Source organism: Luteibacter sp. P4_D7_3 (genome assembly GCF_056401735.1).
The window spans coordinates 1-10,876 of sequence record NZ_JBFUIT010000124.1; the positions used below are offsets into that span (position 1 = coordinate 1).

At 66.9% G+C, this 10,876-nt stretch carries 9 protein-coding genes; all 9 read left to right on the forward strand.

Annotated features, from left to right (window positions below):
* The first annotated feature begins 58 nt into the window (after positions 1–58).
* The 9 genes from AC1DSN_RS12295 to AC1DSN_RS12335 all read left to right on the forward strand — a co-directional run bounded on the left by AC1DSN_RS12295 (position 59) and on the right by AC1DSN_RS12335 (position 10,796).
* The gene (locus tag AC1DSN_RS12295; RefSeq protein ID WP_477295914.1) at positions 59–730 is read left to right on the forward strand and encodes an NAD-dependent epimerase/dehydratase family protein; all 672 of its coding nucleotides are present in this window, start codon (positions 59–61) and stop codon (positions 728–730) included.
* Positions 731–793: 63 nt separating this feature from the next.
* Positions 794–2,284, forward strand: a complete 1,491-nt coding sequence (locus AC1DSN_RS12300; protein WP_477330895.1) for a GGDEF domain-containing protein — start codon at positions 794–796, stop codon at positions 2,282–2,284.
* An 88-nt stretch (positions 2,285–2,372) separates the two neighbouring features.
* Positions 2,373–4,184 (forward strand): vWA domain-containing protein, encoded by a 1,812-nt coding sequence (locus AC1DSN_RS12305; RefSeq protein ID WP_477295916.1) that lies wholly within the window; start codon positions 2,373–2,375, stop codon positions 4,182–4,184.
* 68 nt (positions 4,185–4,252) lie between these two features.
* The gene (locus AC1DSN_RS12310) at positions 4,253–4,807 is read left to right on the forward strand and encodes an RNA polymerase sigma factor (protein ID WP_477295917.1); all 555 of its coding nucleotides are present in this window, start codon (positions 4,253–4,255) and stop codon (positions 4,805–4,807) included.
* 1 nt (position 4,808) lies between these two features.
* Positions 4,809–5,636 (forward strand): hypothetical protein, encoded by an 828-nt coding sequence (locus tag AC1DSN_RS12315; RefSeq protein WP_477330897.1) that lies wholly within the window; start codon positions 4,809–4,811, stop codon positions 5,634–5,636.
* Positions 5,633–6,229 (forward strand): IMPACT family protein, encoded by a 597-nt coding sequence (locus tag AC1DSN_RS12320; protein WP_477297490.1) that lies wholly within the window; start codon positions 5,633–5,635, stop codon positions 6,227–6,229. Before AC1DSN_RS12315 ends, AC1DSN_RS12320 begins: the two co-directional genes overlap by 4 nt.
* Positions 6,230–6,284: 55 nt before the next feature.
* Positions 6,285–8,048 carry an ABC transporter transmembrane domain-containing protein gene (locus AC1DSN_RS12325; protein WP_477330899.1) on the forward strand — a complete coding sequence of 588 codons (1,764 nt, stop codon included), beginning with the start codon at positions 6,285–6,287 and terminating at the stop codon, positions 8,046–8,048.
* A gap of 130 nt (positions 8,049–8,178) precedes the next feature.
* Positions 8,179–9,201, forward strand: a complete 1,023-nt coding sequence (locus AC1DSN_RS12330) for a ligase-associated DNA damage response exonuclease (protein ID WP_477297492.1) — start codon at positions 8,179–8,181, stop codon at positions 9,199–9,201.
* Entirely contained in the window at positions 9,201–10,796 is a 1,596-nt protein-coding gene (locus AC1DSN_RS12335; protein ID WP_477330901.1) for an ATP-dependent DNA ligase, read from the forward strand. Before AC1DSN_RS12330 ends, AC1DSN_RS12335 begins: the two co-directional genes overlap by 1 nt.
* Positions 10,797–10,876 lie beyond the last annotated feature (80 nt).

Here is a 10,876-nt window from a genome sequence, read left to right on the forward strand (position 1 = left end):
ACCGATATCGGCGCCACCGCCGCCCTTCCCGCCTTTCCTGCCTACTGAGGACACACCCATGAGGATCCTGCTGTTCGGCGCCACCGGCATGGTCGGCCAGGGTGTGCTTCGCGAGTGCCTGCTGGCGCCCGACGTGAGCGAGGTGGTCGCCATCGGGCGATCACCCAGCGGCGAGAGCCATCCCAGGCTCACCGACTTGGTCCACGCCGACCTCTTCGACTATCGCGCCATCGAGGATCGTCTCGGCGGTTTCGATGCCTGCTTCTTCTGCATTGGCGTGAGCTCATTCCGTATGGACGAGGCCGCCTACACGCACCTCACCTACGACATGACCCTGGGCGCTGCGACCACGCTTGCCCGATTGAACCCTGGCATGTCCTTCGTTTATGTGTCCGGCGCCGGTGCCGATAGCAGCGAATCCGGCAAAACGATGTGGGCTCGGGTCCGCGGACGTACCGAAAATGCCCTGGCACGGCTACCGTTCAAACGCACCCACGTCATCCGGCCCGGGATCATCCAGGCCAGGCACGGCGCGCGATCCCGCACGCGTGCCTACCGGATGATTTACCCGCTACTGGCTCCGATACTGCCCCTTTTCCGGGCACTCATGCCGCATAAGGTGGCAACCACGGAAACGATCGGCCGTGCCCTGCTCGCGCTGGCACGGCACGGCTATCCGAAGACCGTCCTCGAAACGCAGGACATCGAAGAGGTGGTGCGGCGGAAGTAAACCTCAACTTCTTGCTTCCACGGCCGATATGATGAGTGCGTTGCAGGTCGGGGGAGTCACGCCATGAAAGCACTCATCGCCGCGGCGGCCATCGTCGCAGCCCACGCGGCCGCGCTGGCCGTCCTGCCCGCCAGCGGCATGGCGATCTCGTACACGTTTTTCTTCTCGGTCGCCGCCCTTGCCATGGGTAGCGCGTGGCGTGCCTGGATGCGGTCAGGCACCCCTCGCGACCACCGCTGGTGGCTGCTGCTGGCGAGCCTGGGGTTATGGACAATCGGCATGTCGCTGTCGGCCAGGCAGAACTACGTGCTGGACAATTCCAACCCCGCTCCCGGCGACAGCATGTTCTTCTACATCCTGTACGTGCTGCCGGTGCTCGTCGCCGTTTCCTCCGCACCGGTCGCGGCACGCAAGAAGTGGGCGATGGCGATCGACCTGGTGCTGGCTGGCCTTCTCGGCGTGCTGTTTTACATCCGCACGTTCTCCATCGTGACCCTGGAAGGCGCGGTCGGCCCCCAGCAAGCCGTCGACGTGGCCTACATGCTCGACTTCGAGAACGTGTGCCTGGCCGTCGCCGCGCTGCTGCGCTTCGTCGCCACCGACCGCGCCGACGATCACGCGTTTTTCCGCGCGGTCATGGCGTTCTTCGTCGTGTACGCGATATCCGGTTTCTCGTACAACCATTACGTCGCCCTCAACGGCCATCCCGACTTCGGCACGTCGTCCTGGGATGCCTTGCTCGACCTGCCCTTCCTCGCGCTGTTCATCGTCACGATGACGCGGCAACCCCAGCGACACTGGCACCCACCGGTGTATCTGATCCGCTTCGTGCAGAGCGCCAGTCCGACCTTCCTCGCCATGAGCGTRCTGGGTTTCGGCTTGATGGTCATTCCGGTCTATCCGTCGCTCGGTATCGGTGGCGCGATCGCCGCGGTGATCGGCATCGGCCTGCGCGGTACGCTGGCCCAGGTCGATCTCGTCGAGGAGGAATACCGCCTCTCGCGCAGCCGCGACGAGCTGCAGGGGCTGGTGTTCACCGACAGCCTGACCGGGCTGGCCAACCGTCGCGCGCTGGACGAACGCCTCCTGCGCGAATGGCACCGACCCGCCCAGCGCGAGCCGATCGCCCTGCTGATGGTCGACGTGGACTTCTTCAAGGAATACAACGACCGCTATGGCCATCTTGCCGGCGACGATTGTCTGCGTGCGCTGGCTTCCGTCCTCTCCGGTCGCGGCCTGCGTGCCGGCGATTTCATCGCCCGCTTCGGCGGCGAGGAATTCGCCGTGATCGCTCCCGGGACCCGCTTGCCTGACGCGGTGGCACTAGCCGAAGACCTGCGTTCGCAGGTTGAAGCGCAAGGCATCGCGCATCCGCTGAGCCCGTTCGGCGTGCTGACCATCACCATCGGCGTCGCCACCTTGCTGGCCAATGCCAACGGTGGCCCGCTGGATCTGCTCAACGCCGCCGACCGCGCGCTCTACCGAGCGAAGAATTCCGGACGTAACCGCATCGGCGCGCAAGGCGATGCGCGGCTGGAGCCCTCGCGCGCCTGAGTCGTCCCGGACATATCGTCGAACGCGATTTAACCCCTTTTCGCGCTGGCCACGTTTCATCTGCATGTCCCCCACGAGGCCACGCACGATGAATAGGCTACGCATCACCCTTCCACTGCTGTTTGCCGGGCTCGTCGCCGCCGCGGGTAGCGCCGCTTCCGATGGATCCTCCCGCCAGCGCGTGGCGGCTGAGCCGGCCGTTATCAACGACGCGCCCTGCGAGCAAGCCGTTCGCGGCTATGGGCCCGGACGCCCCTTTCCGATCCCGATGGTCGCGCGGCAGGTCGCGCCCGTGGCGCGCGTGATGTCACTGCCTGCGCCCGCCGCGGCGCCGGCTCCCGAACCGGTCGCGGAAGCGGATGCGATCGGYCGGGTCGCTGCTTCGCCGGCCATGGCAAAGTCCCAGGTCATGCGGCCGCGGGTCGGCGGGGGCGTGGTCGTCCTCGGGCTCGCGCCAGCCCAGCCTGAGGATCGCGACAACTACAGACATCGCGACGCTAATGCGGTGCACCTCGCCGCCGACGACCCGGTGTCGACCTTCAGCATCGACGTGGACACCGGCTCGTACACCAACGTGCGACACATGCTCAACGAAGGACGCCTGCCCCCCGCGGACGCCGTGCGAACGGAAGAGTTCATCAACTACTTCGATTACGGCTATGCACCGCCGACGGACCGCTCGCGGCCTTTCAGCGTGACCACCGAACTGGCACCCGCGCCGTGGAATAGCAGCCGCCAGCTGCTGATGGTCGGCATCCAGGGCTACAAGGTGCCACCCAGCGAGATCCCCGCTGCCAACCTGGTCTTCCTCGTCGACGTCTCCGGGTCGATGGACGAGCCCGACAAGCTCCCCTTGCTGAAGGCGTCGCTGAAGCAGATCGTGCCGAAGCTCCGCGCACAGGACCGCGTCTCCCTGGTGACCTATGCCGGTGCCACCTGYGTGGCACTACCCTCCACGCCGGGCGATCGGCACGCGACAATCACCGCCGCCATCGATGCACTGGGTGCCGGCGGTTCCACGAACGGCGCCGCAGGCATCGACCTTGCGTACGCGCAGGCAGCGAAGGGTTACATCAAGGGCGGCGTGAACCGCGTCATCCTCGCGACGGATGGCGATTTCAACGTCGGTCTGACCGGTGTGCAGGCACTCAAGGATCGCATCGCCGAGAAGCGCAAGAGCGGCGTCGCACTGACTACGCTCGGCTTTGGCGAGGGCAACTACAACGACGAAATGGCCGTGGAACTCGCCGATGTCGGTAACGGCAGTCATCACTACATCGACAGCCTGGACGAGGGCCGGCGTGTCCTGGTCGACGAGATGTCGGCCACGTTGATGACCATCGCGAAGGATGTGAAGATCCAGGTCGAGTTCAATCCGGGAGTGGTCGCCGAATACCGCCTCATCGGTTACGAGAAGCGCGTACTGGCCCGTGAGGACTTCAACAACGATGCCGTCGACGCGGGCGAGATCGGCGCCGGGGCGAATGTCACCGCGCTCTACGAGATCACGCTCAAGGGTGCGCCAGGCGCCCGAATCGATCCCCTGCGCTACGGCAGCGAGGCGCCAACTGCGGCGAAAGGCAACGAGCTGGCCTTCCTCCGTCTTCGCTACAAGGCACCCGATGGCGACACGAGCAAGCTGATCGAAGAGCCGCTGTCCGCACGCGTCGCCACGGCACCCAGCGAACGACTGCGCTTCGCCGCCGCCGTGGCTGCCTTCGCCGAGAACCTGCGTGGCGGGAAATACGTCGATGGCTTCGGGTACGACAAGGCGGCCGCACTGGCACGTGAGTCGATTGGAAAGGACGAGGGCGGCTACCGCGCGGGTATGGCGAGGCTGGCGGCGCTGGCGGGCGGGATGCAGACCGAGCAGCCGGTGGCCGGGGCGTTCATTCGCTGAGGCGATCCAACGGAACCACGACCCTGCCCATCGCCGAATACCACCCGAATGCCTTACCCTCCCCGGCCATGGATGCACCCCTGGCCGACGATGGCGAACTGATGCTCGCCTGGGTGGGTGGGGACGCGGCTGCCTTCACGGAGCTCTACGCGCGGCACAAGGGCCCGCTCTACCGGTTCCTCCTCAAGACAGTGAAGGATCGCGCGGCCGCGGACGAGCTCTTCCAGGAAACCTGGAGCCGTGTGATTGCGGCCCGTCAGCGCTATCGTGTCGAAGCGAAGTTCAGCACGTGGCTGCTGCAGATCGCGCACAACCTGGCGATCGACAGCTTCCGCAAGCAACGGCCACAGGCCGGTGCGGAGGAAACCGAAGCCGTATTTGCGACACAGGCCGCACCGGAACGCGAACAACCCGAGCACGCGCTGTCGGACTTCGAACTGCGTCGGCGCATGCAGCGGGCCATCGAGAGCCTGCCCGACGAACAGCGCACGGCTTTCGTGCTGCGCATGGAGAACGAACTTTCCCTGGAGGACATCGCCGCCGTCACCGGTGTGGGCCGTGAAACCGCAAAATCGCGGCTTCGCTACGCCATGGCCCGGATCCGCGAACTCGTTGCCGAATGACATGAACCCGACCACTCCCCCGCCCAGCGACGACGATCTGCCCGACGAGCACGAACTCGCCGCGCTGTACGCACGCCTGCCCAAGGTCGAACCGGACGCATCCCTCGATGCGGCCGTTCTCGCCGAAGCCGCGCGTGCGACACCGGTGAATCGTCGTCCACGCTGGCCCGTTGCCATGRCATCCGCCGCGGTGCTCGTCCTCGCCGTAGGCGTCGCCTGGCAGGTTCGCGAACAGCAGCCTGCGCCAAGGTCGATGCCCCCGGCCGCAGCCCCAGCCGCATGGCCGGTTGCTGCGGACAAGCTGGCGGGGAAGAGCATCGCCGCTGAAGCGGCTCCTACACCGGCGGCACGCGAACCTGCTGTTTCTGTGGGAGCCGCTTCAGCGGCGAAACCTACGCTACGCGCACACGTCGCTCGCACCGCGATACCTACGTTCGCAGCGAAGAGCGTATTGGCGCCACCGCCACCGTCTGCGCCCGCCCCCGCCGCACCGCCAGAACCGCCCACACCATCCGCTCCGGCGTCGCCGCCCGCTCCCGAGCCAGTCACCGTTTCCGCCGCCCCTGCCCCGGCACCGCAGCAACCTGCGTCAGAGCAGTACGAGATGGCCCGTCCGGCAGCTTCCGGCATGCTGCGCCAGACGATGTCTGCCCCGGCGCGTGTCGAAGCAGACAGCGCCGCCAGCCTCGGTCCGGACGACCGCATCGGCGAAATCCGCCGCCTTCTGGGCAGCGGCGACCGTGCCCGGGCCCTGCGCGAGCTGAAAGATTTTCGCCAACGCTATCCGCACTACGACCTGCCCCAAGACCTGCGTGACCTGAACCCTTGAACGCCCCGCTGGAAACCCTCGCGTCGCCCTGGCGGCACGAGGAAGACATTCGCAAGAGCCGCTTCCTCGCCCAGGCTGCGCCGGTCGGCAGTATCACGGAGGCACTCGCCTTCATCGAGACCGTCAGCGATACGGCGGCGACGCACAACTGCTGGTCCTATCGCATCGGCGATGCCTACCGCTTCAACGATGACGGCGAGCCCGGCGGCACGGCGGGCCGCCCGATGCTGCAGGCCATCGACGGCCAGGGCTGTGACCGTGTGGTCGTCGTGGTCACGCGCTGGTACGGCGGCGTTAAACTGGGTGCGGGCGGACTCGCCCGGGCCTACGGCGGCACAGCGGCGGAATGCCTGCGCCTCGCCCCCCGCGTGGCGATCGTCGCGACGGGTCGGCTGTTCATCCACTGCGACTTCGCCGAGCTGGCGCTCGTCACGGCACGGATCCGTGAGATGGACGGGGTGATCGAACAGGAGATCTTCGTCGCCGACGGGGCGGAATTGACCGTGCTCGCCCCGGCGGACCGCCTCGACGCCATCGCCGCGCGCATGGTCGACCTCAGCCGGGGGCGCATCCAGCCGCGCCGGCTCGATTGAATACTGCACCGGCCGGCCCCATCCGTTGGCGAATGACCATAGCAAAGAGCGGCGCATGACCACCGAACGCAGGGAGAAGTCACGGAACATCGGTGCACTGCGCAATCTCTGGCCCTTCCTCAAGCCCCACAAGGCCCTGGCCGTCGGCTGGCTGGTCTTCCTCGGCATTTCCTCCGGCGCCTCACTATTAGTTCCGGTCGCCTTGCGCCATATCGTCGACAAGGGTTTCCTTGCCTCGAACCTGGCGACGATCAACGGGACCTTCCTGGGCCTGTTCGGGGTCGCCGTGGTGCTCGCCCTTGCCACCGCGGCGCGCTACTTCTTCATCGCCCTGCTCGGCGAACGCTCGCTCGCCGCCCTTCGCAGCACGCTGTACCGGCACGTGATCCATCTCGATGTCGGCTTCTACGAAAGCACCCGCGTAGGCGAGCTCACCTCGCGCCTGGGCACGGATACCGAACTGGTGCAGACCCTGGTCGGCTCGGGCATCTCGGTGGCGCTGCGCAGTACCGTCATGCTCATCGGCTCGGCAGCGGCCATGGCCTGGACCAGTCCTCGCCTGGCCGGCCTCACGGCCCTGGTCATCCCCGCCGTGATGCTGCCGATCCTCGTCTTCGGCCGTCGGGTGCAGAAGCTGTCGCGCACCAGCCAGGATCGCCTGGCCGATGCCGCCGCCGTCGCGAATGAGACGCTCAATGCGGCGCAGACGGTGAAGGCCTATGCCCGCGAGCCGGTCGAGAGCCGTCGCTATGCGAACGCCATCGCCCTCGCACTCGCCACGGCGCGTCGCCGCATCGGCATGCGCTCGATGCTGACCGCCGCGGTGATCGTGCTGATCTTCGGCGCGATCACCCTGGTGCTCTGGGCCGGTGCTCGCGATGTCATCGCCGGGGAACTCGAGCCTGGCGTACTGACCCAGTTCGTGGTGTACGCCATCTTCGCTGCCGGCTCCGTCGCCGGGTTGTCGGAAGTATGGGGAGACGTGCTGCAGGCGGCCGGTGCGATGGAACGCATTGGCGAGCTTTTCGCGGAAAAGGCGAGCATCGCCACACCCGACGCGCCCGAGCCGCTACCGACGCCGGTAACAGGCGCGCTTCGCTTCGACCACGTGGAATTCCGTTATCCCTCACGACCGGACGTGGCTGCGCTGTCCGATTTCGATCTCGAGATCGCGCCTGGCGAAACCGTCGCCCTCGTCGGCCCCTCGGGTGCCGGCAAGAGCACGGTGTTCAGTCTGCTGCTGCGCTTCCACGATCCGGTGTCGGGTTCGATCCGTTTCGACGGCGTCGAGCTGCGTGCGCTGGCGCTTCCCGAACTGCGCGGCGCGATCGCCCTCGTACCCCAGGAGACCGTGATCTTCGGTGGCAGCGCCGCCAACAATATCCGCTTCGGTCGCGAGGACGCGAGCGACGACGAGGTGCGCGAAGCGGCGCGCCTGGCCGAAGCCGATGGCTTCATCCAGGCCCTTCCCGAAGGCTACGAAGCCCTGCTCGGCGAGCGCGGCGTGCGTCTTTCCGGCGGACAGAAGCAGCGCATCGCCATCGCACGCGCCATCCTGCGTGATGCACCGCTGCTGCTGCTCGATGAAGCCACGTCGGCACTCGACGCCCAATCCGAGGCGGCTATCCAGCACGCCCTCGAGCGCCTCGAGAAGGGCCGCACCACCCTGGTCATCGCCCATCGTCTGGCGACCGTGCAACGCGCTGACCGCATCGTCGTGATGGACGGCGGACGGATCGTCGCCCAAGGCACCCATGAGACCTTGTTGCGTGAAGGCGGTCTTTACGCCGAACTGGCGAGGCTGCAGTTCGTCGCCTGAAGGGTCCGACCTTTGTGTGGGAGCCGGCTATGCCGGCGATGGGAGTTGGGGCAAGCTGTTTATCGCCGATGAATCGGCTCCTGCATGGAGCTTGTCGCTGCGTTGACGACTTGCCTCCTACTGTTCGGCGATGGACAGCGATCTGCTTCTACCGCGCCCCGAAGGCCTGTACTGCCCGGCGGGCGATTTCTTCATCGATCCCATGCTGCCGGTGCCTCGCGCCGTAGTTACTCACGCCCACGGCGACCACGCGCGTTCGGGTAGCGCGCTGTATCACGTTGCCAGCGCCGGCATCGGACTCATGCGCGAACGCCTGGGCGCGACGGCGACGATCCGCGACCATGCGTATGGCGAGTCGTTCACGATGGGCGACACACGCCTCTCGCTGCATCCTTCCGGTCACGTACTCGGCGCCGGACAGGTGCGGATCGAGGGACGCGGGTTGGTCGCCGTCGTGTCCGGAGACTACAAACGCGACCCCGATCCCACGTGCGTGCCTTTTGAGCCCGTGCCCTGTGATGTGTTCGTCACCGAATCCACCTTCGGCCTGCCGATCTACCGCTGGCCGCCGATGCATACGGTCATCGACGACATGCTGGCGTGGCTTGAAGAGTGCGCCGAACGCGCGGTGCCCGCCGTCCTGTTCTGCTATGCGTTAGGCAAAGCCCAGCGCATTCTCGCCGAGCTCGCCGCGCGCAGCGACCGCACCGTCCACCTCCACGGCGCGATGCTACGGCTGGTCGAGGCGTATCGCGAGGCCGGCGTTCGCATGCTTCCCACCCAGGCTGTGAGCGAGTCCGCGCGAGGCAAGGATTTCGCCGGCGAGTTGGTCATGGCGCCACCGTCAGCCGCGGGTTCGCCCTGGATGCGTCGCTTCGCCAAGGCGTCCACGGGATTTGCCTCGGGGTGGATGCAGGTGCGTGGCGCACGGCGTCGTCGCGGCTACGACCGTGGCTTCGTGGTTTCCGATCACGCCGACTGGCCGGGTCTGCTGCAAAGCGTGCGCGACTGTGGCGCGAAGCGGATCTACGTGACGCACGGCGATGGCGAAGCGCTCATTCGTCATCTGCGCGACACCGGGCACGATGCACGCCCGCTGCGCTCGCTGGGTGGCACGGTGTCGGACGTGCGCGACAGCGAGGAAGGCGACTGATGCGCCGCTTTGCCGTGTTATTCGAGGCACTCGACCGCACCGCTTCCACGTCGGCCAAACGCGATGCGATGGCCGCGTATTTCAGGGACGCTCCGCCCGAAGACGCTGCGTGGGCGGTGTACGTACTTGGTGGTGGCAAACTGAAACGCACCGCCACGTCGACGGAGCTCCGCCTCGCCCTCGCTGCCGAAACCGGCTATGCGGACTGGCTTATCGACGATTGCTACGCGCATGTCGGCGACCTCGCCGAAACGGTAGCGCTGATGCTGCCGGCGCCCGAGGAAACTGCCGACGACACACCACTGCACGTGTGGATGGAAACGCGGCTGCCGTCCCTTGGAAAGCTGGAATCGGTCGAGCGAATGGACGTCCTGCGCGCATGGTGGCACGCGCTGCCCCGGGATCAGCTGTTCCTCGTCAACAAGCTTCTGACCGGTTCGCTGCGCGTCGGCGTGTCGCACCGCCTCGTCGTGCAAGCCATCGCGCAGTGGTCGTCGCTACCGACGGACCTCATTGCACACCGCCTGACCGGCACCTGGAAACCCGGCGCCGCCGCCTTCGAGGCCCTCGCCGGGCCCGAGCGCGACGACGAGCATGCCGGGGAACGGCCCTACCCGTTCTTCCTCGCCTCACCGCTGGAGCACGATGTCGCCAGCCTGGGCGAAAGCAAGGACTGGCTGGCCGAGTGGAAGTGGGACGGGATCCGCGCACAGCTGATGCGACGCGACGGCGGCGCGCTCATCTGGTCGCGCGGTGAAGAACGGCTCGATGGCCGCTTTCCCGAAATCGAGCGGGCTGCGCTCGAACTTCCCGACGGCTGCGTCCTCGACGGCGAGATCCTCGCGTGGGCTTTCGACAGCGATAAGCCCTTACCCTTCGCCGCCTTGCAGAAACGTATCGGCAAGCTCAAGCCAGGTCCGAAGCTGCTCGCCGACACGCCGGTGCGACTGATGCTTTACGACGTGCTGGAGTTTGGTGGCAACGATCTCCGCGAGCAACCGCTCCACCGTCGCCGCGCCACGCTGGAGGCGCTGGTCGCCGGCCATGGGCCCACACTGATGCTTTCACCCGCCGTCACGGCCGAGCGATGGGAAGCGCTCGCGACGGTACGTGCCGAGTCACGCGAGCGCCAGACCGAAGGGCTGATGCTGAAGCGCCTGGATTCGCCCTACCGTGTCGGCCGTAAACGTGGCGACTGGTGGAAATGGAAGGTCGACCCCTACACGGTGGACGCCGTGCTGCTCTATGCCCAGCCGGGACACGGGCGCCGCTCCGGCCTCTTCACYGACTACACCTTCGGTGTATGGGACGGCGACGCACTCGTGCCGGTCGCCAAGGCGTACTCCGGACTCGACGACGATGAAATCGGCCGTCTCGACCGCTGGATCCGCGCGCACACCGTCGACCGTTTCGGGCCCGTCCGCTCGGTGGAAYCGACGCACGTTTTCGAACTCGCCTTCGAGGCGATCCAGGCCTCCGGCCGACACAAGGCGGGCGTGGCCGTGCGCTTCCCGCGCATTCTCCGCTGGCGAACCGACCTCGCGATCCGCGATGCCGACAAACTCGACGACCTCCGCCGCCTGGCGACGGGCTGAGGCCCGTCTCGTCGCCTGGTTTGCCGCGCAGGAGCGGCGGCCAGCGGCGTTTCAACGGGCAGCATGGCGAGCCTGGGCGG